Annotated in this window: 24 protein-coding genes and 1 tRNA gene; 11 read left to right on the top strand and 14 right to left on the bottom strand. The window is 29.6% G+C overall.

The genetic code is table 11. From position 1 onward, the window contains the following. The first annotated feature begins 7 nt into the window (after positions 1-7). On the top strand, positions 8-1,690 hold the full coding sequence (locus BLV71_RS05155; protein WP_199488192.1) for an amidohydrolase: 1,683 nt from the start codon (positions 8-10) through the stop codon (positions 1,688-1,690). Between the two features lie 110 nt (positions 1,691-1,800). After that, entirely contained in the window at positions 1,801-2,337 is a 537-nt protein-coding gene (locus tag BLV71_RS05150) for a GNAT family N-acetyltransferase (RefSeq protein WP_093869515.1), read from the top strand. Here the strand turns inward: BLV71_RS05150 and dut are convergent. After that, entirely contained in the window at positions 2,334-2,765 is a 432-nt protein-coding gene (dut, locus tag BLV71_RS05145; RefSeq protein ID WP_093869514.1) for a dUTP diphosphatase, read from the bottom strand. The two genes, BLV71_RS05150 and dut, sit on opposite strands and share 4 nt — an antisense overlap. A 95-nt stretch (positions 2,766-2,860) precedes the next feature. On the opposite strand from dut, the gene BLV71_RS05140 reads away from it, so the two are divergent. The 3 genes from BLV71_RS05140 to BLV71_RS05130 all read left to right on the top strand — a co-directional run bounded on the left by BLV71_RS05140 (position 2,861) and on the right by BLV71_RS05130 (position 6,021). Then, positions 2,861-3,856: an NAD(P)H-dependent glycerol-3-phosphate dehydrogenase gene (locus BLV71_RS05140; protein WP_093869513.1), complete on the top strand. Its 996-nt coding sequence runs from the start codon at positions 2,861-2,863 to the stop codon at positions 3,854-3,856. A gap of 223 nt (positions 3,857-4,079) precedes the next feature. After that, positions 4,080-4,739: a hypothetical protein gene (locus tag BLV71_RS05135; RefSeq protein ID WP_093869512.1), complete on the top strand. Its 660-nt coding sequence runs from the start codon at positions 4,080-4,082 to the stop codon at positions 4,737-4,739. Positions 4,740-4,749: 10 nt separating this feature from the next. Next, positions 4,750-6,021 (top strand): MFS transporter, encoded by a 1,272-nt coding sequence (locus BLV71_RS05130; protein ID WP_093869511.1) that lies wholly within the window; start codon positions 4,750-4,752, stop codon positions 6,019-6,021. 2 nt (positions 6,022-6,023) lie between these two features. Here BLV71_RS05130 and BLV71_RS05125 read toward each other — a convergent pair whose 3' ends face one another. Continuing rightward, positions 6,024-6,557, bottom strand: a complete 534-nt coding sequence (locus BLV71_RS05125; protein WP_093869510.1) for an RNA methyltransferase — start codon at positions 6,555-6,557, stop codon at positions 6,024-6,026. Between the two features lie 113 nt (positions 6,558-6,670). On the opposite strand from BLV71_RS05125, the gene mutS reads away from it, so the two are divergent. Next, complete coding sequence (gene mutS, locus BLV71_RS05120; RefSeq protein WP_093869509.1) at positions 6,671-9,280, top strand: DNA mismatch repair protein MutS; 2,610 nt, start codon at positions 6,671-6,673, stop codon at positions 9,278-9,280. Positions 9,281-9,283: 3 nt separating this feature from the next. Here the strand turns inward: mutS and BLV71_RS05115 are convergent, their stop codons facing one another. After that, positions 9,284-9,733: a type II secretion system protein GspG gene (locus tag BLV71_RS05115; RefSeq protein WP_093869508.1), complete on the bottom strand. Its 450-nt coding sequence runs from the start codon at positions 9,731-9,733 to the stop codon at positions 9,284-9,286. An 83-nt stretch (positions 9,734-9,816) separates the two neighbouring features. Here BLV71_RS05115 and BLV71_RS05110 point away from each other — a divergent pair, with 83 nt between their 5' ends. Beyond that, entirely contained in the window at positions 9,817-11,154 is a 1,338-nt protein-coding gene (locus BLV71_RS05110) for an MATE family efflux transporter (protein ID WP_093869507.1), read from the top strand. A 105-nt stretch (positions 11,155-11,259) separates the two neighbouring features. On the opposite strand, the gene BLV71_RS05105 is transcribed toward BLV71_RS05110, so the two are convergent. Beyond that, positions 11,260-14,106 (bottom strand): glycoside hydrolase family 2 protein, encoded by a 2,847-nt coding sequence (locus BLV71_RS05105; RefSeq protein WP_093869506.1) that lies wholly within the window; start codon positions 14,104-14,106, stop codon positions 11,260-11,262. A gap of 329 nt (positions 14,107-14,435) precedes the next feature. Between BLV71_RS05105 and BLV71_RS05100 the strand changes: the two genes are divergently transcribed. After that, positions 14,436-15,203 carry an enoyl-CoA hydratase/isomerase family protein gene (locus tag BLV71_RS05100; protein ID WP_093869505.1) on the top strand — a complete coding sequence of 256 codons (768 nt, stop codon included), beginning with the start codon at positions 14,436-14,438 and terminating at the stop codon, positions 15,201-15,203. Here the strand turns inward: BLV71_RS05100 and BLV71_RS05095 are convergent. Both BLV71_RS05095 and BLV71_RS05090 read right to left on the bottom strand, forming a co-directional pair. Continuing rightward, on the bottom strand, positions 15,200-16,081 hold the full coding sequence (locus tag BLV71_RS05095; protein ID WP_093869504.1) for a sterol desaturase family protein: 882 nt from the start codon (positions 16,079-16,081) through the stop codon (positions 15,200-15,202). The two genes, BLV71_RS05100 and BLV71_RS05095, sit on opposite strands and share 4 nt — an antisense overlap. 244 nt (positions 16,082-16,325) lie before the next feature. Next, positions 16,326-17,198 (bottom strand): AraC family transcriptional regulator, encoded by an 873-nt coding sequence (locus BLV71_RS05090; RefSeq protein ID WP_093869503.1) that lies wholly within the window; start codon positions 17,196-17,198, stop codon positions 16,326-16,328. A 237-nt stretch (positions 17,199-17,435) separates the two neighbouring features. On the opposite strand from BLV71_RS05090, the gene BLV71_RS05085 reads away from it, so the two are divergent. After that, a complete protein-coding gene (locus BLV71_RS05085) occupies positions 17,436-17,885 on the top strand; it encodes a 6-pyruvoyl trahydropterin synthase family protein (RefSeq protein ID WP_093869502.1) in 450 nt (149 codons plus the stop codon). A 158-nt stretch (positions 17,886-18,043) separates the two neighbouring features. On the opposite strand, the gene pth is transcribed toward BLV71_RS05085, so the two are convergent. The 3 genes from pth to BLV71_RS05070 all read right to left on the bottom strand — a co-directional run bounded on the left by pth (position 18,044) and on the right by BLV71_RS05070 (position 20,278). Then, positions 18,044-18,610 carry an aminoacyl-tRNA hydrolase gene (pth, locus tag BLV71_RS05080; protein ID WP_093871961.1) on the bottom strand — a complete coding sequence of 189 codons (567 nt, stop codon included), beginning with the start codon at positions 18,608-18,610 and terminating at the stop codon, positions 18,044-18,046. Between the two features lie 119 nt (positions 18,611-18,729). Then, positions 18,730-19,314 carry a 50S ribosomal protein L25/general stress protein Ctc gene (locus BLV71_RS05075; protein ID WP_093869501.1) on the bottom strand — a complete coding sequence of 195 codons (585 nt, stop codon included), beginning with the start codon at positions 19,312-19,314 and terminating at the stop codon, positions 18,730-18,732. Positions 19,315-19,336: 22 nt separating this feature from the next. Next, positions 19,337-20,278 carry a ribose-phosphate pyrophosphokinase gene (locus tag BLV71_RS05070; protein ID WP_093869500.1) on the bottom strand — a complete coding sequence of 314 codons (942 nt, stop codon included), beginning with the start codon at positions 20,276-20,278 and terminating at the stop codon, positions 19,337-19,339. Positions 20,279-20,403: 125 nt separating this feature from the next. Between BLV71_RS05070 and BLV71_RS05065 the strand changes: the two genes are divergently transcribed. After that, positions 20,404-20,485, top strand: a tRNA-Leu gene (locus tag BLV71_RS05065). 43 nt (positions 20,486-20,528) lie between these two features. On the opposite strand, the gene BLV71_RS05060 is transcribed toward BLV71_RS05065, so the two are convergent. Beyond that, positions 20,529-21,107, bottom strand: a complete 579-nt coding sequence (locus BLV71_RS05060; protein WP_093869499.1) for a DUF1835 domain-containing protein — start codon at positions 21,105-21,107, stop codon at positions 20,529-20,531. 170 nt (positions 21,108-21,277) lie between these two features. Between BLV71_RS05060 and katG the strand changes: the two genes are divergently transcribed. After that, the gene (gene katG, locus BLV71_RS05055; RefSeq protein ID WP_093869498.1) at positions 21,278-23,551 is read left to right on the top strand and encodes a catalase/peroxidase HPI; all 2,274 of its coding nucleotides are present in this window, start codon (positions 21,278-21,280) and stop codon (positions 23,549-23,551) included. A 67-nt stretch (positions 23,552-23,618) separates the two neighbouring features. Here the strand turns inward: katG and BLV71_RS05050 are convergent, their stop codons facing one another. The 4 genes from BLV71_RS05050 to BLV71_RS05035 form a co-directional block, all read right to left on the bottom strand. Further along, on the bottom strand, positions 23,619-24,734 hold the full coding sequence (locus BLV71_RS05050; protein ID WP_093869497.1) for an NTP transferase domain-containing protein: 1,116 nt from the start codon (positions 24,732-24,734) through the stop codon (positions 23,619-23,621). Continuing rightward, entirely contained in the window at positions 24,727-25,203 is a 477-nt protein-coding gene (moaC, locus tag BLV71_RS05045; protein ID WP_093869496.1) for a cyclic pyranopterin monophosphate synthase MoaC, read from the bottom strand. Before moaC ends, BLV71_RS05050 begins: the two co-directional genes overlap by 8 nt. Positions 25,204-25,299: 96 nt before the next feature. Further along, complete coding sequence (locus BLV71_RS05040; protein ID WP_093869495.1) at positions 25,300-26,508, bottom strand: molybdopterin molybdotransferase MoeA; 1,209 nt, start codon at positions 26,506-26,508, stop codon at positions 25,300-25,302. A gap of 4 nt (positions 26,509-26,512) precedes the next feature. Next, positions 26,513-26,722, bottom strand: a complete 210-nt coding sequence (locus BLV71_RS05035) for a hypothetical protein (RefSeq protein WP_093869494.1) — start codon at positions 26,720-26,722, stop codon at positions 26,513-26,515. Positions 26,723-26,726 lie beyond the last annotated feature (4 nt).

The following is a 26,726-nucleotide window of genomic DNA, read 5'->3' as shown; positions in this document are numbered from 1 at the left end:
GAAACAAATGAAAATTATAATTATATTATTTAGCTTTTTATTTACTTCTAAGTCATGTACTAAAAAAGAAGAGATAAAAATGAACACTCAACAAGTATCAATTCAAAAGCTATATTTTAATGCTAAAATATATACAGTTAATGATGCAAAACCTTGGGCTGAAGCAATGCTTATTGAAAAAAACAAAATAGTTTTTATAGGAACAAATAAAGAAGCAGCATTAAAAGCCGATAAGAATGTTGAAAAAATAGACTTAAAAGGAAAATTAGTATTGCCTGGCTTTCATGATGTTCATATGCATCCTATGGAAGTAGGGTCTACAACAACTTCTTTTGTGTTAAATGAAAATGAAACAAATGCAGAAAATTATATTTCAGAAATAAAAAAAGCATCAAAAAAAAATCCAAACGTTAAATGGTTAATAGGATTTGGACACTCAATTAATACATTATTAGATGCAAAAAGAAACCCATTAACTATTATAAATGAAGCTATTTCTGATAGACCTGTAATTATAATGGAACAAACCTCTCACTCTATGTGGTTAAATTCAAAAGCATTAGAACTAGCAGGAATTACTAATATTAGCCCTAGCCCTCAAGGAGGAATTATAATGAAAGATAATGGGAAGTTAAATGGTATTTTAATTGATAATGCAGGAGATGTAGTTTTTCAACAAGCCATAAAAGCAGTTAATAACCCTAATGGAGAATATGATGGAATGGTTTCTTATGTACTTCCTGAATTAGCAAAAAATGGTATTACTTCGGTTTCTGATGCAAGAACATATTGGAAAAGAAAGCAACATAAAACTTGGGAAAATTTAGCTACTGATGGTAAACTAACAGCTCGATTTAATTTAGGTTTATGGGCATATCCAACAGAAAAAGATAAAGATCAAATTGCTTCATTAAAAGCATTATTTTCTAATGATGAAAACAGTTTATTAAAAATTAACCAAATCAAATTGTATTCAGATGGTATTACTCATAATACAACCGCTGCATTACATTCGAATTATAAAGAAGATTTCTTTGGTTTATCAACTAATAATGGGTTGAATTATTTTACAGAAGAAAGAATTGGAAAATATATTCAAGAATTAGAATCAGTAGGATTTGATTTTCACATTCATGCAATAGGTAATAGAGGTGTTCATGAAGCACTCAATGCAATTGAAAAGAAAGGTACTACTATTGGAAGGCATAGATTAACTCATGTAGAAATGGTTGATATTTCTGATTTAAGTAGGTTTAAAAGATTAAATGTAACAGCTGATGCTCAGGTTACTGGAGATTTTACTCAGCCTCAATACTGGCATGAAAACAATCATTTATTAGGAAGTACATTAGCCAATAATCAAGTACCTATAAAATTATTAAAAGAAGCTGGAGCAAGATTAACTTTGAGCAGTGATTGGAATGTAAGCACATTAAATCCATTTGTTGGAATTCAGAATGCAGTTACAAGAGTACCACAAAATATATCATTAAAAGAAGCAATAAAAGCATATACAATTAATGGAGCTTATGTAATGCGTCAAGAAGATAAAGTTGGGTCTTTAAAAGTAGGTAAACTAGCAGATTTTGTTGTTTTAGACAAAAACATTTTCACAATATCTTCAAATCAAATTAAAACAACTAAAGTTATTATGACAGTATTTAATGGGAAAGAAATTTATAAAAAGTAGTTTTCGAATAGTTTTTTGTTATAAAAATTAAATAAAAAAATGATTTAGTATAAATCTAAACCAATAAATAATTATACTATAATTATAAGTAAATTCGTATTAAAAAACGAATGATTCATATATCAGAAGACATACAATTAAAAGAGATTTTGAATTCAGATTCTGAATCTCTTTTTAATTTAATGAAGGAAATTTACCCAGCAGCTTATAGTCATTTTTGGAAAGATGGGGGAGAATGGTATGTGCAGAGTCAATATTCTGAAAAGAACATTTTAAAAGAACTATTACAAGAAAACACAGATTATTATTTTGTAATTTACAAAGGAGAAATTATAGGTAATTTTAGAATTATTTGGAATAGTGAATTAGAAGGTTTAGAAAATAAGAAGTCTGTAAAACTTCATAGGGTTTATCTACATTCAAAAACACAAGGAAAAGGAGTTGGTAAAAGTTTATTAAATTGGTTAGAAGAAGAAGCAATAAAAAAACAATATGAATTAATATGGTTAGATGCTATGGATGAGCAACCGCAAGCTTTTGAGTTCTACAAAAAAAAGGGATACCAATATCATTCACATTGTTTTTTAGATTTTGACTTATTACATGATGAGGTTAGAAAAATGAGTCAGGTGTATAAATTAATTTAAACACCAGTGCTTCCAAAACCACCAGCACCACGTTCAGTTTCGTCAAGAACAGTTACTTCTTTCCAGTTAATACGTTCATGTTTTGCTATTACCAATTGAGCAATACGTTCACCATCATTTATAACAAAATTTTCATTAGAAAGATTTACTAAAATAACTCCAATTTCTCCTCTATAATCTGCATCAACAGTTCCAGGAGCATTTAAAACAGTAACTCCTTTTTTTGCAGCCAATCCACTTCTTGGTCTAACTTGAGCTTCAAAACCAACAGGTAAAGCAATAAATAAACCAGTTTTTACGATTACTCTTTCTAAAGGCTTTAATGTTATTGCTTCTTCAATATTAGCACGTAGGTCCATCCCTGCAGAACCTTCTGTTTCATATGCTGGAATTTGGTGTTTTGATTTGTTAATAATTTGTACGTTCATCTGCTTTTATTTTTTCAAGTTCAAATATAATAACCTTAAGTTTTAGATAGTAGTTTCTATATTTATTAATTTCGCATTATTAAACAAACTACTTTATGAAAGACACTAAAAGGATAGCCGTTTTAGGAGGCGGAAGTTGGGCAACAGCTATTATAAAAATGCTTTCTGAAAATTTAGAAACCATAGGTTGGTATATGCGAAGTGTATATGCAATTGAACATATTAAACGTAATAAGCATAACCCTAGTTATTTAAGTTCAGCAGAGTTACATCCAGAACAATTAGATTTATCAGATGATATGAACGTTATAGTTGATAATTATGATATTTTAATTTTTGCTATTCCTTCAGCTTTTTTAAAAACAGAATTAGATAAACTAACAACATCTTTAGAAAATAAAGTTATTTTTTCTGCCATTAAAGGAATCGTTCCCGAATCTGGCCTTATAGTTGGTGAACATTTTCATGAAAAACATGCTATTCCGTTTGAAAATATAGGAGTTATAACTGGGCCTTGCCATGCAGAAGAAGTTGCTATGGAGCGTTTATCATACTTAACATTAGCTTGTCAAGACCAAGAGAAAGCTAAAGATTTAAGCAATTTTATTGCAGGACGTTACATAAAAATTAAAATTTCAGATGATATTATTGGTACCGAATATGCGGCAATGCTTAAAAATATTTATGCTATTGCAGCTGGAATAGCTCACGGATTAGGATATGGAGATAACTTCCAATCAGTATTAATGAGCAATGCTATACGTGAAATGAAACGTTTTATTAAGAAAGTACATAAAATGAAACGTAATATTAATAACTCTGCTTACTTAGGAGATTTATTAGTTACAGGATATTCTGTATTTAGTAGAAATAGAATGTTTGGAAATATGATAGGTAAAGGATATACTGTTAAATCAGCAATGTTAGAAATGAGTATGGTTGCTGAAGGATATTATGCAGCTAAAAGTGCATATAACATTAAGAAAGATAATGGGGCTAAAACACCTATAATCGATGCAGTTTATAATGTTTTGTATGACAAGAAAGAAGCGAAAGATGAGTTTAAAAAGTTAACAAATAGATTAGATTAGTTGTTTGCATTTGTACAAATAACCTCTTCTTATAAATAAGAAGTCTCATCAATCGCTTCTATAATTGAGTTGTGTGTGGTTTTGTATAGAAATACAATAGCGACAAATTTAGGCTAAAAATCTGATTTACAAATTTTTTTATAAAAAATCTTACTTTAGGATAAAAAGTATATTTTTACACTTTAAATAATTTTTATTACTTTTAGTTTAAAATTTAACAAAAATGAAAACAATTCAAGAAGCTGTTGAAATTACTATCAGAAAAACTCCCTTTATAGAAGAGGCTTTAAATGAAAAGTTAATTAACGTATCATCACTAGCTAGAGAAATATTACCTGATGTTTCTAAGTTACTTAAAAAAGAAATAAAAGTAGGTGCTGTAATGATGGCTATTAATAGGTTATCTCCAGTAAACGAATTACGTATTAGAAAAAATATTAAAAAACTAGCATTAGATTTAGGAGATGTTATAGTTCGTTCTGATTTGTGTGATTTTACTTTTAAAAATACTACTTCTTTACTAAAAGAAATAGCAAAGATTTTAAGTAAATCTGCTGATAGTAATGATTACTTTTTAACCGTTTCTCAAGGAATTTTTGAAACTAATATTGTTACTAGTAAAAATTTACAACCTTTTGTTGAAGATATCTTTAAAAGCGAAATATTAATTAACAGTGTTAATGATTTAGCTTCAATAACAATTAAACTTCCAAAAGAAAATTTAGAACAATCAGGTGTTTATTATTTTATATTAAAGCAATTTGCTTGGGCTAATATAGCTGTGCAAGAGGTAATATCAACTACCCACGAAATGACCGTTGTAGTTAAAGAAGAAGATGTTAATGAAACTTTTGCCATTTTAATGGACTTAAAATTGAATTAGAATAGAAAGAATGTCAAAGAAAGACCCCTATGCTTCGTTAAGAATTAAAGAGTTTAATATTTTTCTTTTAGTACGATTTGCATTAGTTTTTGCATGGTCCATGCAATTTATTATTATAGAATGGCAGGTTTATTCATTAACTAAAGATCCTTGGAGCTTAGGTTTAATAGGTGCTTTTGAGTTTTTACCAGCTTTTTTTATGGCTTTATTTGCTGGGCATATTGTTGATCAAAAAGAGAAGCGAAATTTATTAGCATTGTGTATAGGCTTGTTTTCTTTAATTAGTTTAGGGTTATACTTTTTAACAGACCCTAATTTTGTAGAAGGATGGAGTTCTAACACCGTTTTATATTCTATATACGCATTAGTTTTTTTTGGTGGTTTTTTACGTTCATTTTTTGGACCAACTATTTTTTCATTAATAGCTTTAATAGTTCCTAAAAAATTATATCCTAATGCAGCTACTTGGAGTAGTACAACATGGCAAATAGCAAGTGTTTTAGGACCAGCTTTTGCAGGGTATTCTATTCACCTTTTAGGTGTAAACCTTTCATTATGTATTGTATTCGGATTGGTGTTATTTTCTTTTTTTATGGTGTTTTTTATTAAAAGAAAACCTATTATGAACCCTAAAAAGGGAGAACCTATAAGAAAAAGTTTAGGAGAAGGAATTTCTTTTGTTTTTAAAACAAAAGCTATTTTAGGTGCAATTACGTTAGATATGATTTCTGTTCTTTTTGGTGGAGCAATTGCTTTATTACCAATATTTGCACAAGATATTTTAGAAGTAGGTGCCAAAGGTTTTGGCGCTTTACGAGCAGCTCCAGCAATAGGAGCGTTCTTAACCATGTTAATTACTGCTTATATACCCATTAGTAAAAATGCTGGTATGAAGTTATTAAGTGCAATATTTGGTTTCGGACTTTGTATTATTGTTTTCGGATTATCAACGTCATTTTATATTTCTCTAGTAGCTTTATTTTTTAGTGGAGTTACTGACGGAATATCTATGGTTATTAGACAAACCATTTTACAGTTAAAAACACCTGATCATATGAGAGGTAGAGTATCTTCAGTAAATTCTATGTTTGTTGGATCATCAAATGAATTAGGAGCTTTAGAAAGTGGTTTAACGGCTAAATTAATGGGGACTGTAACTGCAGTTGTTTTTGGAGGAACAATGACATTAATTACCGTAGTTTCTACTGGTATTTTAAATCCAACACTTCGCAAATTAGATCTAACCAAAGATCTTGAAGAACATGAAAAAGATGAAAGTTAAAATTACTTTTTTTTAGTCTTAGTAAATAAATCCCATAAAACTACACCGCAACTAACAGATATATTTAAAGAGTGTTTGGTTCCTAGTTGAGGTATTTCAATACAGGTATCAGAAATAGAAACTACTTCTTGTTGTACTCCTTTAACTTCATTTCCAAATACAACAGCATATTTTTGGTTGTCTTCAGGAGTAAAAGTATCTAACATTGTACTATTTTCTGCTTGTTCAATACTTAAAACCTTTATGTTTTCATTTTTTAAACGCTTAACTAACTCTATGGTGTCTTCTATATGTTCCCAAGCTACCGATTCAGTAGCACCTAAAGCGGTTTTGTGAATTTCTTTGTTAGGAGGTGTAGCTGTAATACCACACAAATAAATTTTTTCAATTAAAAAAGCATCAGAAGTTCTAAAAACTGAGCCTACATTGTTTAAGCTTCTAATATTATCTAAAACTACTAGAATTGGTGTTTTTGAAGTTTGTTTAAACTCTTCAACACTAATTCTACCTAATTCGTTGTTTTTAAGTTTTCTCATTGCTGTTCATATTAATTAAAAATTCTAGGTTTTTAGTATAAAAAGACTACTAAAAACCAACAACTAGTCACTTTTTTTTATCTTCGCAAAACTAACTGAAAAAATCCATAAACTTGGCAAAAGCAAAGGCAAAAAAGGTAACACCATTAATGCAACAGTATAATGGAATTAAATCTAAATATCCAGATGCAATGTTGTTATTTAGAGTGGGAGATTTTTATGAAACCTTTGGTGAAGATGCGGTAAAAGCATCTGAAGTTTTAGGCATTATATTAACTAAAAGAGGAGCCGGAAGCGAAAGTGAAACAGCCTTGGCTGGTTTTCCTCATCATTCATTAAATACATACTTACCTAAATTAGTAAAATCAGGTTTACGTGTTGCTATTTGTGATCAGTTAGAAGATCCAAAAATGACAAAAAAGATTGTAAAACGAGGTGTTACTGAATTAGTAACTCCTGGTGTTGCTTTAAATGATGATATTTTACAATCAAAATCGAATAATTTTTTAGCATCTGTTCATTTTGGAAAAAAACTAATAGGAGTTTCTTTTTTAGATGTTTCTACTGGAGAGTTTTTAATAGCGCAAGGAAATGAAGAATATGTTGACAAACTATTGCAAAATTTTGAACCAAGTGAAGTACTTGTTCAAAAACAGTATAAACAACGTTTTTTAGAATTATTTACAAATAGATTTCATACTTTTTATATAGAAGATTGGGTATTTCAGAAAGATTATGGTTTTGAAACGTTAACTAATCATTTTAAAGTAAATAATTTGAAAGGTTTTGGTGTTGATGAATTGGAATATGGTATTGTAGCTGGAGGAGCAGCTATGTATTATCTTTCAGAAACACAACATAATAAATTAGAACATATTCAATCTATAAGCAGAATTGCAGAAGATAATTATGTTTGGATGGATCGATTTACTATTAGAAATTTAGAATTACACGGTGGTAACTCAGTAAACTCTGTTTCGTTATTAAATATTATTGATAAAACGATTTCTCCTATGGGAGGAAGGCTGTTAAAGCGTTGGTTAGCTCTTCCTTTAAAAGAATTAGATGCTATTAATCAACGCCATGAATTAGTAAAGTTTTTAATTGATACATACGAGTTTTTAGAGACTGTTACTTACCAGTTAAAACAAATTTCAGATATAGAGCGTTTAATATCTAAAGTAGCTACAGGAAAAGTATCACCAAGAGAGGTTATTTTACTTAAAAACTCTTTAAAAGCAATAATTCCTATAAAAACAGCTGCTGAAAATAGTAAAAACGGATCGGTAAAATTAATAGGAAAACAGTTAAATGATTGTAAAGAACTTATTGATAAAATATCAATAACTGTTTTTGAAGAAGCTCCAGTAAATATTAATAAAGGAAACGCTATAGCCAATGGAGTTTCTGAAGAATTAGACGAGTTACGTAATATATCAAATTCGGGTAAAGAGTATTTAGATGAAATGCTTGCACGTGAAACGGAACGAACTGGAATTACGAGTTTAAAAATAGCTTTTAATAATGTTTTTGGCTATTATATTGAAGTTAGAAATACACATAAAGATAAAGTTCCAGAAGAGTGGATTCGTAAACAAACGTTAGTAAATGCTGAACGTTATATTACTGAAGAACTTAAAGAGTATGAAGCTAAAATATTAGGAGCTGAAGAAAAAATACAATCATTAGAAACAGAAATTTTTGGAAAACTTGTTAATTATATCATTGGTTTTGTTCAACCAGTGCAACATAATGCACAATTAATAGCTCAAATTGATTGTTTGTTATCATTTGCAACACTTGCAATTGATAATAATTATGTTCGTCCTATTGTTGATAAAAGTACAGATATTGAAATTAAAAATGGAAGGCACCCAGTTATTGAAAAGCAACTTCCAATAGGAGAAGAATATATTGCTAATGATGTTGTATTAAATAGAAATCAACAACAGGTAATTATGATTACAGGACCAAACATGTCTGGTAAATCAGCTATATTACGTCAAACTGCTTTGATTGTTTTACTTGCTCAAATGGGAAGTTATGTACCTGCCCAAAATGCACGTATAGGTTTGGTCGATAAAATATTTACTAGAGTAGGTGCTAGTGATAATATATCAATGGGAGAATCTACTTTTATGGTAGAAATGAATGAAACAGCTTCTATTTTGAATAATATTTCTGAAAGAAGTTTAGTATTGTTAGATGAAATTGGTAGAGGAACTTCTACCTATGATGGTATTTCAATTGCTTGGGCAATTGCTGAATATTTGCATGAACACCCCTCTAAAGCAAAAACATTATTTGCTACGCACTACCACGAACTTAATGAAATGACTACAACTTTTGATAGAATTAAAAACTTTAATGTATCTGTAAAAGAATTAAAAGATAGCATTATTTTTTTAAGAAAATTAGTATCTGGAGGTAGTAACCATAGTTTTGGAATTCATGTAGCAAAACTAGCAGGAATGCCTGGAACAGTTATTCGAAGAGCAAATAAAATTCTAAAACAGTTAGAAGAAAATCATGCACATAAAGAGGTAAAAGATACTTTGAAAGATATTAACAATGAAGAAATGCAATTAAGCTTTTTTCAGTTAGACGATCCTTTATTAGAAGATTTACGTGAAGAAATAGTAACTACAAATATTGATACCTTAACTCCTATTGAAGCATTAATGAAGTTAAATGAAATTAAACGAATGTTAATAAAGAAATAGTAGCTATTTAATATCATCTTCAGTTCCAAAAACACCATCTTTACCAGAAGAACTTAATACATATTTATTTCTATTTATAAATTCATATTGAAAGTTATTATTCCAATAGTCTTTTGTTAAGTTAGCCCTTAAAGGATTGTTTCTAATAACCATTTCTAGTTTTTCAGGATAGGTACCTAGAATAGATTTTTCATTATCTAATAATTCTTTAAGTTCCTTTATTTTTTGAGTAGTTATTGTGGTTCCTTTTGATGAAGGTATTAACATAAAAAAAGTTATAAAAACAATCATAACTCCTACTATAATAAAGACCCTTTCATAGGGTGAAATCATTCTTTTTTTAGGAAAACTATTCTCTTTTTCATACGCACGTTGCTTTTTTCTTTTTTTTCTAAAGAAAAACTCTTGAATATCTAAAATAATTTCAGAGATGCATTCTATCAAGTCTATCATAAAATACTATTCATTTATCAAAAATAAGTATAATCAAAACTACAAAATGAAGAATGAATATTCCTACTTTTGATTATTATATCATGAATCAAGAAATTACATTTAAACGAATAAATAAATTAGCAATACCTGCATTAATTGCTGGAGTTGCTGAACCGTTATTGTCTACAACTGATTTAGCTATTGTTGGTAATATTCAACAAAATGCTACTGAAAGTATTGCAGCAATAGGAATTGTTGGGGCATTTTTATCTATGTTAATTTGGGTTTTTGGTCAAACACGAAGTGGCATATCATCAATAATTTCCCAATATCTTGGTGCTAACAAACTAGATGAAGTTAAAGAGTTACCAGCACAAGCAATTTTATTAGTGGTAAGTATTAGTTTTCTTATTTTGGCAATAAGCTATCCTTTTACCAAGGAAATATTTCAATTTTACAATGCCTCAGGAACTATTTTAGAATATTCAACAACCTATTATAAAATTAGAGTTTTTGGTTTTCCTTTTACATTATTAGTTATTGCCATATTTGGCATTTTTAGGGGATTACAAAATACGTATTACCCTATGCTTATTGCTATAGTTGGTACTATTGTTAATGTTGTTTTAGATATTGTATTAGTGTACGGTATAGAAAATTATATACCTGCCATGAATATTGAAGGAGCAGCTTATGCAAGTGTTTTTGCTCAAATAACAATGGCATTAATGGCTATATACTTATTGTTAAAAAAAACAAGTATTTCATTAAAATTCACGCTACCTTTTAATAAAGAAATCCGTCGATTTATAGTTATGGTAGCAAACTTATTTGTACGTACAATAGCTTTAAATGTAGCATTGTATTTTGCTACTTCTTATGCTACAGATTATGGAAAAGAATATATAGCAGCGTATACTATTGGTCTCAATATTTGGTTAATGGGAGCTTTTATGATCGATGGATACTCGAGTGCTGGGAATATTTTATCTGGAAAATTAGTAGGAGCTAAAGCATACAAAACATTAATTTTATTAGGAAGAAAATTAATTATTTATGGTCTAATTTTTGGAGGGGGATTAGCGTTAATAGGTTTTGTTTTTTATCATTTTATAGGAAGAATATTTACACAAGAAATAGTTGTTTTAGAACAATTTTATAATACTTTTTGGATTATTTTAGCAATGCAACCTATTTGTGCAGTTGCTTTTATTTATGATGGTATGTTTAAAGGCTTAGGAGAAACTAAGTATTTACGAAATATACTATTACTTTCTACATTATTAGTTTTTATACCAGTATTGTTAATTTTTGATGCTATGAACTATAAGCTATATGCTATTTGGATAGCATTTTATGGATGGATTATAGCACGTAGTATTCCATTAATTTTTGTGTTTAGAAAAAAGTTTTTCTTGTTATCAAGAAAAGAAAATTAAGCTCTTATAAATAGAATTTAAGAATAAAAAATAGTTGATTTAGAATTATGTTTATGACCGTTAAAAATATTTTTTAACGGTCATAATATGTTTTTTGGATAACAGTTATTCCCAAATAACTTTTATTTGTTGCCATGTTTGGTTCCACCCTTTTAGCCACAACTCAGGTTTTTGACTGTTAGTTAAAGTAGATTCTTCAAACTCAATTTCAATATTTTCTTCTGATTTCCCTAGCATGGAAAAATAGTTTTTATCATAAAAAACTGGTAAAACTCTTTCTATATCCATACCTTTTTTTACTGGTTTTCTTACTTGCAATCGGTTCCAAAAAGAAACCAAAGCTCCATTATTATTGGCAGTTAATTGAATTTTATAACTTCCTTTTTTAGCTATAATACCATTTGCTGTACAAGTAATTATTGAGTTTTTATAGGTCTCTAATTCATCAAATTGACCATTTGTACTCAACCAATAAAAATTCTCTGAAGTTATCCCTTTATTTGTAGTCATTTTTAATTTAAGGAAATATACTTTTTCATCTGTTTTTAGCTTAGAAAGAACAGTTTTAAGATCTAAAGAATATACTAAACCAGTTGATGACCCAGCAACAATACCTTTGTTTAATTGTGATTTCATAGAAATATTTCCAGTTCCTATCATTTCAGAACAACTATAAACGTTCCATTCTATAGAGTTACTTTGAATTTTATTTACAGTATGGTTTACAATGTTAATGTCAAAAGTAGAAGAATTTGGGTAATTGATTAAGTTTAATTGTACATGTATAGCTTCACAAGCATTTTTTACACCCCAATAACCACCTGTTGATTCTAAAAACCAATCGTATAGTTTTGCACGTAAACCTGTCCATGGCCCTTGAGATTTCCATATTATAAGTCCTGTATATCGTTGCCACATATATGTCAAATACCCTTCCCACAATTCTTTGTAATGAAAATAACTTGCTAATTGAGCACGTTCACAAAAATCTTCAATATTTTTTGGAGTTCCATAAGTATAGATTTGATCATTTAAAGGTGTACCAGATGGTGAATTAATAAAATATTGACTGTATTTTAAATGCTGCCAACTAGGTAAAACATCTGATGTTTTTGCATTTCTTTTAGGAATAGTTTTATCACCTAATGAATTTTCATCTAGTACCAAACGCATACTTTCTACTGGTGGTACTCCTAATGAACCAATTTCAGGATTGAATGACCCAGTAAATCCATCTGGTAGCCATTTGAAATATCTATCGGGGTTATATATACCATAAGGACCATCATTTTCAACTTGTCCAGAGATAGCTTTAGAATTTTCAATAAGAATTCTTTGAGTGTCCAAAGATCCTTTAGCACCAATATAAGTTTTCAGCTCAACTAACAATTCTTGTGGTGGTATAGATTCATTTGCTGCACACCAAAATAATAAGCTAGCATGATTTCGTAACATTTTTATAGTGTCTACCGCGCATTTTGTAAATGTTTTTCTGTAGGTTTCTGGAAGGTTACTATTGTTATAAATAAATTCACTAGAAAACCAAAACTCTTGCATTACTAAAATCCCAAATTCATCACAAGCTTCATAAAATTCAGGTCGCTCTGCAATTCCACCTCCCCAAACACGAATCAAATTTATATTCATTTCTTTGTGCATTCTAACTTCATTACGATAACGGTCTGCTCCCATTCGAAACAATGCATCTGTTCCCATCCAATTTCCTCCTCTAATAAAAATTGGATTTCCATTTACAAAAAACTTTCGACTTTTTCTTTTTGAAGGACTTGTTGGGGCGTCTACTTTAAAATCATTCTTTATAGAAAACTCTCTGATTCCGACACGGACCTTTTTTTGATCAGACAAGGTTTCAGAACTTATATTCTCTCCTAAGTAGATGTATATTTCTAAATCATACAGTTCAGGAAGTTTGTCGGTTCCTGAAGGATCACAACCATGAGGCCACCATAATTTCGGATTCGAAATTATTATTTCTGGAAAAGTAACTTTTTTAGCTTCAGTTGATGGAGGTATTTTAATAGATAACTTTTCTATTTTTTCATTTAAAACATACTTGAGAGTTCCTATTTGTATTTTATTTGTAGAATTGTATACTTCAACAGAGATATTAACTTTCGCATTGTTTGTTAAGATACCATTTTCGAGAACAGTTGTTGTTATATGCGGGTTTTTTAATACCAATGATTTGGTAGTTTCTATTGAAACCTGGTCCCACAAACCTGTACTTCTATCAGGAATTGTAGCCATCCAATCCCAACCAATAGGGTAACGCATAGTAACATTCTCTCCAATATTTGGGACCCCTTGAATACCACCATTATTTGATAAAGTTGGTATTCCAACAGGGTTAGGTGGTACTATACGAACAGCTATTCTAGTAACACCATCTTCACTTGGAAATGTAGAAATATCAAAATCATTTCTAAAAAACATACCTTTTAACTGTTCTTTATTTAGTTGTTTCCCATTGATAAATATATCTGCAGTATAATTTATTCCTCTAAATTTTAACCAAAAATGTGAGGCATCATTAATTTCAGGTAATTTTATTTCTGTATAGTACCAATATGTATAAAATGTAATTCCCTTGTCATTTACATCTGGAATATGTAATAAGTTAGTATCAAAATACGGATTAAAAAAAGTAGTGCTACCAGGCTGTTCGCTTAATATTTTTGAAGGAATGTTTTGTTTAATCCATTCCGAATTATGAACTAGTGTGTTTAAGGTAGTTCCTGGTATAATTGCATCAATCCAATTTGTAGGTTTATAACTTACTGAGGTATATTGAATTCCTTTTTCTTTTATTTCTATTGCCGACGGCTTTTCTGGTAAGTCATCTTTTATTGCCAACCATTTTACTAGAGTTGAATTTAAAATGATAGGTGAAGAAATTTTAGGAGTTACGATTGTTGTATTAGGTTTGTCCATAATATTTAGTGTAGGTATGTTTTGTACTTTTTTATTTATATTAATAAATAATTCTAGTGTTCTTAAACAGTTTAAATTTAGTTAAGTAACTATCTAAATTCTGAAAGAATGCCATAAGTACTATGTATTTTTAAATGAGTGGAAGTATTATAGGTATAAATGAAAATAGAATAGTTTACTTATCAAGAGTAAAAAACATGCTTAATAGTTTATAAAAAAGTAGTTAGAAATTAAGAATTGTAAGAAAGGGAATACTAAAAATAAAGTATTAAATTTGAAAAATAAAGTTGCATATTTTCATGCATTAATTATACATAAACGAAATTTTTATGACCACTAATAGAGAAAACGGAAGTTTATATACTAGCGTAGAAAATAAGATTGCAACAATTGAGTTTGGACATCCAGCAAGTAATTCTTTTCCTAGTGAATTATTAGAGCGACTAGCTAATAAATTAGATGAATTATCAAGTAATGATGAGGTAGCTGTAGTAGTGTTAAAATCGGAAGGAGAAAGAGCTTTTTGTGCAGGGGCTTCTTTTGATGAGTTAGTAGCAATTGATAATCTTGTAGATGGGAAAAAATTCTTTTCAGGCTTTGCAAATGTTATTAACGCAATGCGATCATGTTCTAAATTAATTGTTGGCCGTGTACAAGGAAAAACTGTAGGTGGAGGAGTAGGTTTAGCTGCTGCTTGTGATTATGTTTTAGCGACTGAACATGCAGCTATAAAATTATCAGAATTTACTATAGGTATTGGTCCATTTGTAATAGCACCCGCAGTAAAACGTAAAGTTGGAGTAAGTGGATTGGCCGAATTAACTTTAGATGCTAGTAGTTGGAAAAATGCATATTGGGCAAAAGAGAAAGGTTTATATGCACGTGTTTTTGAAAATATTGAAGAGTTAGACAAAGAACTTGAGGTGTTTACTGAAAAATTAGCCTCTTATAACCCAGAAGCTTTAGATGAAATGAAAAAAGCATTGTGGATTGGTACAGAAAACTGGGATAGTCTTTTAATTCAGAGGGCTGAAACCTCAGGTAAACTAGTGCTTTCTGATTTTACTAAAAATGCATTAAAAAAATTTAAGAGCTAATTTTTAGCTCTTTTTTTATAAAAATAATCAGGCTTCCATATTAGGTTTCCAAAAATAATTCTCAGTTTATGGCTTAATGTTTTACATTTTTTAACATCGGTCCATATATTTTTATATTCAATAAAGTTTATTTTAATAGGGTTATTAGTTTTAATGTTTTTTGTTAATCCATAAATAACCTTTTCTTCTTCTCTTTGAAATGTACCAAATATCTTATCCCAAATAATTAAAAAACCACCATAGTTTTTATCTAAATATTTGTTGTTAGATCCATGATGTACACGATGAACAGAAGGAGTATTAAAAAATTCATCTAACCAGCCTAATTTACCAATATATTCGGTATGAATCCATGTTTGAAATTGGGCAACTAATACTAATCCAATAATTGCTTGAAAAGGAGAAAAACCGATTAAAATCATTGGAATTAAGAAAATCCATTCAAACATGCCTTCTACAATACTTAAACGCATTGAAATAGTAAGGTTATAATCTTCTGAAGAATGATGTACACTATGACTAGCCCATAAAATTCTATGTTCGTGTTCTAATCGGTGCATCCAATAATAGGTAAAATCAGCGACTAAAAAAGCTAATATCCATGTATAAGTATTCATAGATATTGATAAAGGTGTTATCCAATGAAATGGCATTAAACATATTACACCAATAGAACCTATAATTGTTTTTTCAATTAGTTGATTTAAGAAAAAAATAGAAATGTTAGCAAATGAATCTTTCCAACGTCTTTCCTTTTTAATTAAAAAATCAATAAATAATTCAATGATTATTAAACTTGTATTAAATAAGAAAAAGTAACCTACATATAGCATGATATTAGATTCTTGAAACAAGGATATTATTTTAGAAAAACTCATTTTTAATTGTTTTTATTTTCAGGAATAAAATATGAAAACCATAAAAACCACAATAGGTTTGTAAGTACCCATGCTGAGTTATTACCTTGAAAAAATAGTATTATAAAAGGTATATAATAGAACCCAATAAGACCAAAAAACCCTAAATACCAATAGCTGTTAAATTTGTAACCTTTCATATTATTCATAATTATAATACAAAATTAAGTTATGAATGAAAGGTTTGTTTGTTCAATTAGGACATTTACAGAATAGGAATGTATATTTCTGTAATTAGATCTTTTTTAGGAGTAACATCATCGTCATTTGGGTAAAATTCTAGTATAGGCTTGTCATCAAACTCTAAACCAACGTCAATCATCCAACGAGCATAAATATCATTATAGGTTTCAAAACAACTTTCATGACTACCTTTATGAATAAATTTAGCATATTTTTGAGATGGAATTTCTTTTACTATAAATAGACCTTCAGAATTAAGAGATTGATTATCATTTAAAACTATACAAGCATTATATCTACAATGAATTGAAGAAGAAAGTTCATTATCGTCTAGGACTTCACCAAGAACAATTGTTTTTTCTGACAACAATTTTTTTTTATAAGCATATTTTAAAAGCTGTTTCCATGTTTTTTCAATTTCTTTAATGTTTTCATACGACCCTTTATATTGTATGTAGACTATTTTAATTGTAGGAAGTGTTTCGACTTCAAAGTTTAGCTCTTGAGTATTCTCATGTTGACTCTTATTCTTTAAAATTTCATTTGTTATTTTTTGCTGTAAAGAAAACGACTTTCTAAATTGAGTAGGATTACATCCGAAATGCTTTTTAAAAGATTTACTAAAGGCAGCTATATCTCCATACCCTATTTCCATGGCAATATCAGAAATTTCAATAGTTGAGAACTTTAAATATTCTGCAGCTTTTTCTAATCGACGTCTTTTAATAAATTGACCAATAGTTTCATGTTGCAAAGCCAAAAATATACGGTTGATGTTCCGATAAGAATAAAATGAAACCTCTTCTATATCTTCTGCTTTAATAGTAGACTTGAATTTCTTTTCAAGAAACTCTATTAATTTAACATAGCGATTTAATTGGGTTTGATTTTTCATATGCCAAAGTTAAATATACTATTACTTTCAATGTTTGTTAATTAAGGACAAGTTAATTATTGAGCTAAAGGAACAAACATTGAAAATTCAAGTAAATTAAATTCAAAGTTGTATTTTTGACGCGTAAAAACATTTTGAAATTATGGGTGGAGATTATTTATTTGCCGTATTAGCATTTTTAGTGGCTATCGTATACTTTTTTAATAAATATAGAAGTAATAAAAAATTTAAAAGGTAGTGGCTAATATTAGAATTACAAAGCAATTTAGTTTCGAAACAGGACATGCATTATATGGTTATGATGGTAAGTGTAAAAACGTTCATGGTCATAGTTATAAACTTTCTGTAACTGTTATAGGTGAACCTATTAGTGATACTTCAAATGTTAAATACGGAATGGTAATTGACTTTGGTGATTTAAAAAAAATTGTAAAAGAAGATATTGTTGATGTATTTGACCATGCAACGGTATTTAATAAAAACACACCGCACGTAGAGTTAGCTAAAGAATTACAAGATAGAGGACATCATGTAATTTTAGTTGATTATCAACCTACAAGTGAAATGATGATTATTGATTTCGCTAGTAAAATTAAAAAGCGTCTTCCTGGGAATATAAAATTACATTCTTTAAAGCTACAAGAAACAGATACTAGTTTTGCAGAATGGCACGCTAGTGATAATTAATTATTTAATTTGTAACATATTAATATATTTTGCTACTTATTATTAGTAATCAAAATAAATTAATTATGACTAGAACTATATTTGAAAAGCTTTGTAAATTTTATAAATGTGAAGTTAACACCTTTAATAAAATTTTAGGAATTTATAAATAAAGGAATTTATTTACCATTAAATTCATTCATAGTATTAGCTAATCCTGCATTTATAAAAGAAGTTACTGCGTTAACTGAGGTGGGTATACGCTCTATCATTGCGCTTTCTTCTTCTTTACTCCAGTTTCCTAATACAAAATCAACTTGGCGACCTTTTCCATAGTCGGCACCTACTCCAAAACGAAAACGAGGATATGCTCCGGTATTAAACTTATCTTGAATATCTTTTAAACCATTATGACCTCCAGAGCTACCTTTTCCTTTAATACGAAGTTTACCAAAATCAATATTTAAATCATCTGTAATAACCAGTAAATTTTCAACTTTAATATTTTCTTTTTTCATCCAATAAACAACAGCTTTTCCACTTAAGTTCATATAGGTACTAGGCTTTAAAACAATAACAGTTTTACCTTTAATTTTTAATTTGGCTATATCACCTAATTTATCAGTTTCAAAGCTCTCTTGATGCTCTTTTACAAAGGCATCAACAATTTTGAATCCTATATTATGACGAGTATCATGGTATTTTTCACCAATATTACCTAAACCAACAATTAAAAATTTTTTCATGGTGCTTTTCTTTTTTGAATTAAAAATAGTTTTAAAGAAAGAGATGATATTCATAGTGCAAACATAAAAAAAGCGTTACACAATGGTAACGCTTTTCTATATTTTTAAATAGTAGAAGCTTATTCTTCTGTTGCTTCTTCTTCAGAAGCAGCTTTAGATGCATTACGAGACATACGTACTTGAGCTACCACAGTGTTTTCTGGATGTAAGAATGTATATTTTTCATTCTTTAATTCAGTAACATATAATTTATTACCAATTTCTAATTCAGTAATATCAGCTTCAATAAAATCAGGTAAGTTAGCTGGTATAGCTTTTACTCTTAATTTACGTAAGTTATGACGTAAAGCACCACCTACCATAACACCTTTAGAAGTACCTACTAAACGTACAGGAATTTCCATAGTTACAGCTTTATCATCGAAAAGTTGATAAAAATCTACGTGTATAATTTTATCTGTTACAGGATGAAACTGAATATCTTGTAAAACTGCGTTATAAGATGTTCCACCTAATTCAATCGTTGCAGTATATACATTTGGAGTAAACACTAAACTTTTGAAAGATAATTCTTCTGCTGAAAAGTGTACAGGTTTGTCTCCTCCGTATAATACGCAAGGAACCTTTCCAGCATTACGTAAGGCTTTAGTTGCTACTTTACCTACGCTTTCTCTTTGAGATCCATTGATTGTAATTGATTTCATTACTTGTTTATTTAATTAAAATTTACATTAAAAATTCATCGCTTATTGATGTATTATCTTGCACTTTATGCATTACATCTGCGAATAAAGTGGCGCAAGATACACTTTTTATTTTAGATACATTCTTTTTTAAAGGAATTGTATCTGAAACAATTAACTCTGTTAATTTAGAGTTTTGTATTCTTTCGTAAGCTTCACCAGAAAGTATAGGGTGTGTACAAAGAGCACGAACACTTATAGCTCCTCGTTCCATCATTAAATCTGCGGCTTTTGCAAGAGTTCCTCCTGTGTCAATCATATCGTCAACAAGAATAACGTTTTTACCTTTTACATCACCAATTAATTCCATATGAGAAATTACATTGGCTTTTTTACGTTGTTTATAACAGATAACAACATCACTTTCTAAGTATTTAGAATATGCATAAGCTCTTTTTGAACCACCCATATCAGGAGATGCAACAGTTAAGTTATCTAATTTTAAACTTTTTACATAAGGTAAGAATATAGATGATGCATATAAATGATCAACTGGTTTTTCAAAGAAACCTTGAATTTGATCGGCATGTAAATCCATTGTCATAATTCTTGTAGCACCAGCTTCTTCTAAAAGTTTTGCTACTAATTTTGCTCCTATTGCTACTCTTGGTTTGTCTTTTCTATCCTGACGAGCCCATCCAAAATAAGGTATTACGGCTGTTATATGTCTTGCAGATGCACGCTTCGCAGCATCAAGCATTAATAACATTTCCATTAAATTGTCAGCATTAGGAAAAGTAGACCCTACTATAAAAATACGTCTTCCTCTTACTGATTCTTCAAAAGCAGGTTGAAACTCTCCATCACTAAAACGTGATATTTTTACATTTCCTAGTTCAGTTCCAAAACTTTTAGCAATCTTTTCTGCTAGCTCTGTACTTTGAGAACAAGCGAATATTTTAGGAGTTAATTGATTTGTAGGCATTTACCGAAGTTTATTTGTTGTTAGTGTTGTTGTGAGGGGCAAAAATATAACTATTTTAAGAGTTTAAAAGTATTTTAACGAATTAACTAAAATATTTTATAGATTTGCAATCCATTTATTAAAATGCTCGAGTGGCGGAATTGGTAGACGCGCTGGATTCAAAATCCAGTTCTTTCGGGAGTGTGGGTTCGATTCCCACCTCGAGTACAAAAAAAGCTTCAACAAATTGTTGAGGCTTTTTTATTAGAATTTAATTATTTAAAGAATCTTGTAGGTATCTAAACTTATTAGAGAACTCACCATAGTTAAAAAGAGTGTTTTTTGTTACATAAGCATCCCAACAGTTTTTTAGAAACTCTAAATTTGGCAATGTAATTTTTACTTTATAGCCATAAAGAATAGAAAACTCTTCCGAAGTATAGTTTGTTAATTTTTGTAACTCTTTTTTACCTTTATGTTTACCAGAGCACACTAGAAAATATTGAGTATTTTTAGAAAAATGTTGTGCTAAAAAACAACCTAAAGCCATTAAATTAATTTGAGATAATTTAGTATAATCTAACCATAGTGTTACTTCAGAATATATGCTTAGGTCTTCTAATTGTAAAATAGGTTTTATAGTAGCGTCAAAATAATCTATTCTCATTTTTTGATGCTTGGTTTCAAAATAAGAATAACGTTCAGACCAAAAGTTATCGGAAAAAACATCTTTGGTTAAAGGTCCTTCGATTAAATTTTCATCAAAAAAAATGGTACTTCCTTCAATAGAAGAGTTTTTGAAAATTGTTAATGCTTTATTATTACAAAAAATGTGTAATACGTTATTCATGCCTTTCCTAATTAAGCTTCAAAAATAGTTAAAAACTATAATTGATAATAGCAAAAGATGGAACAGTAGGAAAGTTCAATAAATACCGATATAAATTATTTCTATTTTAAATAAAAACATAATCACTTTACTTTATTTAAATTTACTATTAAACTTAATCCATTTAAAAAATGAAAAAATTTTATTTAGTAGTAGCAGCAAGTTCTTTACTTTTCGCTTGCAGCAGTGGTGAAAACCATAGTGAAGTAAAAGAAAAAGGAAAGTGCCCTTTTGGTTTTGATAAAGGACATAAAAAAGAGCAAATTTCACAAAAGAAGTCTAATAAAGATTGGTGGCCTAACAAATTGGATTTAGATGTTCTAGCACAAAACTCAGCATTATCAAATCCAATGAAAAAACAGTTTAATTATGCTGAAGAATTTAACAAACTAGATTACGCGCAATTAAAAAAGGACCTTACAAAGTTAATGACTGAATCTCAAGATTGGTGGCCAGCAGATTATGGTCATTATGGACCATTATTTATACGTATGGCTTGGCATAGTGCAGGAACTTATCGTACAGGTGATGGAAGAGGAGGTACACGTATGGGACTTCAACGTTTTGCTCCTCAAAATAGTTGGCCTGATAATGGTAATTTAGATAAAGCTAGAAGGTTATTGTGGCCTATAAAACAGAAATATGGTAAAAAAATTTCTTGGGCAGATTTAATGATTTTAACAGGAAATGTAGCTATTGAATCGATGGGATTAAAAACGATTGGTTTTGCAGGAGGAAGAGAAGATGTATGGGAACCTCAAAAGGATGTGTATTGGGGATCAGAATCAGGATGGTTAGAAAGTAGAAGACTGAATAAAGAAGGAAAGTTAGATCTAGATATTGAAAATCCTTTGGCAGCTGTACAAATGGGATTAATTTACGTAAACCCAGAAGGGCCAAATGGAAAACCTGATCCAGTTGCTTCTGCTAAAAACATACGTATATCTTTTGCTAGGATGGGGATGAATGATGAAGAAACAGTTGCTTTAATTGCTGGAGGTCATACTTTTGGAAAAACGCATGGAGCTGGACCTGCAGAAAATGTAGGAACTTCTCCTGAAGCAGCTGGTATTGAAGAACAAGGATTAGGGTGGAAAAGTAGTTATAAAACAGGAAAAGGTAAAGATGCTATTACTTCTGGTTTAGAAGTTATTTGGACCCCGACACCAACAAGATGGAGTCATGCTTTTTTAAATACATTATTTGATAACGAATGGGAATTAACTAAAAGTCCTGCTGGTGCACATCAATGGTCTGCAAAAGGTGTTGGAGAAGTTTTTCCTGATGCTTTTGATAAAAACAAAAGACATAGACCTACCATGTTAACTTCAGATTTAGCACTGAAATTTGATCCTGATTATAAAAAAGTATGTCAAAAATTTTTAGAAAACCCTTTATCTTTTGATGAAGCATTTGCAAAAGCTTGGTTTAAACTTACACATAGAGATATGGGACCAAAATCAACGTATTTAGGTTCTGAAATTCCTAAAGAGAATTTTATTTGGCAAGACCCAATTCCAACACGAAAGGATAAATTAATTACAAAATCTGAAATTAAAATACTTAAAAAAGAAATTCTTAATTCTGGAATTCCTCATAATCTGTTGGTAGAAACAGCATGGGCATCGGCTTCTACTTACAGAGGGTCAGATAGAAGAGGTGGTGCTAACGGTGCTCGTATTCGTTTAGAGCCACAAATTAATTGGGAAAGTAATAATCCAGCTCAATTAAAAAAGGTGTTAGGTGTTTATAAAAAAATACAATCTGAATTTAACAATACATCTAGAAAGGTTTCTATTGCCGATTTAATTGTTTTAGGAGGTTCACTAGCAGTAGAAGAAGGTGCTAAAAAAGCAGGGTTCTCAGTAGAAGTTCCTTTTAATCCTGGAAGAATGGATGCTACACAAGAACAAACAGATGTTACTTCATTTGCTGTTTTAGAACCAATGGCAGATGGATTTAGAAATTATCAGAAGAAAAAATATACACTTACAACCGAAGAGTTGTTAGTAGATAAAGCGCAGTTATTAACTTTAACAGCTCCTGAAATGACAGTTTTAGTTGGAGGAATGCGTGCATTAAATGTAAGTTATGATGCTTCAACTAAAGGAATTCTTACTAAGACACCAGGTGTTTTAACAAATGATTTTTTTGTAAACCTTTTAGATATGGGTACTTATTGGACTCCTATTTCTGAAGAGAAAATGGAATTAGAAGGTAAAGACAGAAAAACAAATGCTGTTAAATGGAAAGCTACTAGAGCTGATTTAATTTTTGGATCTAACTCTGAGTTAAGAGGTTTAGCAGAAGTGTATGCAAGTAATGATGCTAAAGAAAAATTTATTACTGATTTTATTGCTGCTTGGGTTAAAGTAATGAACTTAGATAGGTTTGATTTGAAATAAGAAAATATTCTTTTGTATATACTCTAAATTGGGGTAAAAGTTTATCCCAATTTAGAGTATTTTTAATTTACACACTCTTTTTAATTTCTTGAGAAGCAGTTTCAAAATCTTCAGGAGTATTGATGTTTCTGATAAAAGTATCTTTAATTTCTACAATTTTAACATCAGAATTAATGAGCATTTTACGAGGGCAAGAATATCCTTGTGCTAAATACTGTAATAATTTTCCGTAAGCTTTAGGCTCATATATGGTAATTAATGGTTCTGGAAATTCTTTCCCTTTTCCTTTAATAGCAGTTGCTACTTTACTAGGATCTCTGTTTTCTAATAAAAGTTTAATAATTTCTTCATTTACAAAAGGAATATCAGTAGCCATCACTAACCATGCTGCGTTAGGGTCTTGTTGAAAAGCAGAGCAAATTCCACCAAAAGGACCTAGATTTAAAAATACATCATGAATTTCATTGTCTTTTTCTGAAGGTTGCTGAACAGAGAAAAAAGTTGGTAAAGAGCATTTTTCTAAGAGTTCTTTTACATGCTCTTTTTGAGGTTTCCCAAAGTAATTTAATTCAGATTTATCAGTACCCATTCTAGTACTTTTTCCTCCAATTAACACTAAACCTTTTATAGGAGCAATATGTTCTTGAATTAAACTGTTTATATGATTTGTGATTTTATCAACCTGATCAATTGTGTATGAAGTTATGTTTTTAATATTTGGAAACTTCTCTGTCAAACATTCAAAATATGGAGTGTTATCATTTAATTTTATGATGAATTGAATGTTTGTTAGTTGTTTTAAGCGTTTTTTTACTGAAGCTTCTTTTTCATCGTCTAAAATTAAAATTTGTTTAGCACCTTGATAATGATTTCCGTTAATAAACACGAAATCATGATTGTAAAACTGTAATCGTTGTTCGTATTTATTTATGGGAGAAGTTGTATTTATTTGAAGGTTTCCTTCATGATGAAAGGTATACTCAGAGAAATTATTTTGTGGAACATCTTTAGCATGTGAAGCATCAAAATATCCAAGATTATAATGTGATAGTTTGTTTGAAACTGTAGTCACTAAATCAGCTATAATACCACATTTTGTTCCCAAAATAGATACTTCATTAGGAGCAAAATTATCGTTTTGTTTTTTAGTTAGTTTGGTATGTTTTGAATGCTTTTTATCCATTTTTAATATCTGATTTACCTCCTGTTTTTTCTACTAATTTAATTTCTTTTATTATCATTTCCTGACTAATAGCTTTACACATATCATAAATGGTTAAACATGTAGCTGATGCTCCAGTAAGCGCTTCCATTTCAACACCTGTTTTTCCTTCAATAGTTACTTTACAAAATACTTCTACTTGTTCTTTATCTACAATATTGATGTCAATGTCAACCCCATTAATCAACAACGGATGACACATAGGAATAATATCTGACGTTTTTTTTACTGCCTGAATTCCAGCAATGATGGCTGTTTGAAAAACTGGACCTTTTTTAGTTGTTAATTCATTGGTATTAAAATGACTAATAATTTCTTCACCTAAAAACATGGTAGCTTTTGCAATAGCTGTTCGTTTCGTGATTTTTTTATCAGAAACATTCACCATTTTAGGATTGTTTTTTTCGTTTATATGGGAAAAATTGCTCACGTTATTAGTTTTAAATTTTAATATCCTAATTCATTATTTGTTCTCGATACAAATTTGTTCATTCTTCACAAATTCACTCGAACTGACAGCTCTCTTCTATCTATATTTAATTACTGGAAAAACACTACCTTTTTTAAACTCAGTTTCTTCTGTTTTTGGAATTTCAATAAATCCATCTGTTGAAACTAAACTAGCTAAATCACCTGAGCCGTTTCCTTTTATAGGAGTTGCTATTAAATGACCAAAACGATAGCTTAATTTAACTTGTAAAAAATACGTTAGGTTGGGTTTAAAATTTACATCTTCAGCAAGAATTGCCGTTTCTTTTTTGGGTTTAATACCTACAGATGTATAATACCAATCATAAAAATAAACCATACAATTTACATAAGTTGAAATAGGATTTCCAGGGAAAGCAAAAACAACCGTACTTTTTGTATTAGCCAAAGCACCTGAGCGTCCGAACCAGAATGGTTTTCCTGGGCGTTGTGCCACTTTATGAAACAGTTTTTCAACTTTTAACTCTTCTAAAACTTCAGGTAGAAAATCGAATTTTCCTTTACTAACAGCACCGCTAAAAAGAAGTACATCATATTCTTGTAAAAAGGTGGCTATTTTTTCTTTTAGAACAGGTTTTTCATCTGCTATGTGAGCTGTTTCTGAAGGAATATTTAATTTTTCTAACAAAGAAACTAAGGTGTACACATTACTTCTTCGAATTTGATGAGCTAACGGATTTTTATCTACTTCAACTAATTCATCACCAGTAGAAACAATCATCACCTTAGGACGTCTAGCTACTTTTACGGTAGCTTTACCTACAGTTGCTAAAACTCCAATTTCAGCAGGAGAAATACATGTGTTTTCTTTAATTAATAAATCGCCTTGTAGTTTATCAGAACCTTGTTTGTGTATGTTTTGCCCTTCTTTGATAGCATCTACAATAATTGTTGCTGTACCATTAGTTATTTGTAGATCTTCATATCTAATTACTGTATCAACATTATTAGGTAAGGTAGCACCAGTCATTACTTCGTAACAATTGGCTGCATTTTTAAGTGTTTCTTGTATACTACCAGCTGGTTGAACTCCTTCTATTTTAAAATCATGAATTCCTTCTTTAAAAAAACGATAATTGATAGCAATACCATCCATAGCCACACGATTGAATGGTGGGAAATCTCTATCGGCAACAATATTTTCTTTTAAGATTCTACCAACTGACTGTATAAAAGGAATTTCTTCAATTCCAAAATTTTGTGTGTTTTCTAAAATTATATGTTTTGCTTCTTCTACAGAAATCATTTTATCAAGCTTTAAAAATTATAATAAGCCCTCCAATTATGAAGAGAACAATTAATCCAATCATATTCATATTAGCCGTTTTTAAAAGAACTGTTTTATGTTTATTATCTTTTTGTTTTTTTAGGCTTTCTATCTGATAAACTAATAACCATGCACCAATTATAATAAGTATTATCCCAGAAATTATAGGGTTGTTATCAATGAAATTATCCATAATA

Source organism: Tenacibaculum sp. MAR_2010_89, assembly GCF_900105985.1.
GTDB lineage: Bacteria > Bacteroidota > Bacteroidia > Flavobacteriales > Flavobacteriaceae > Polaribacter > Polaribacter halocynthiae.
This window is presented reverse-complemented; position numbering and strand designations above follow the sequence as displayed.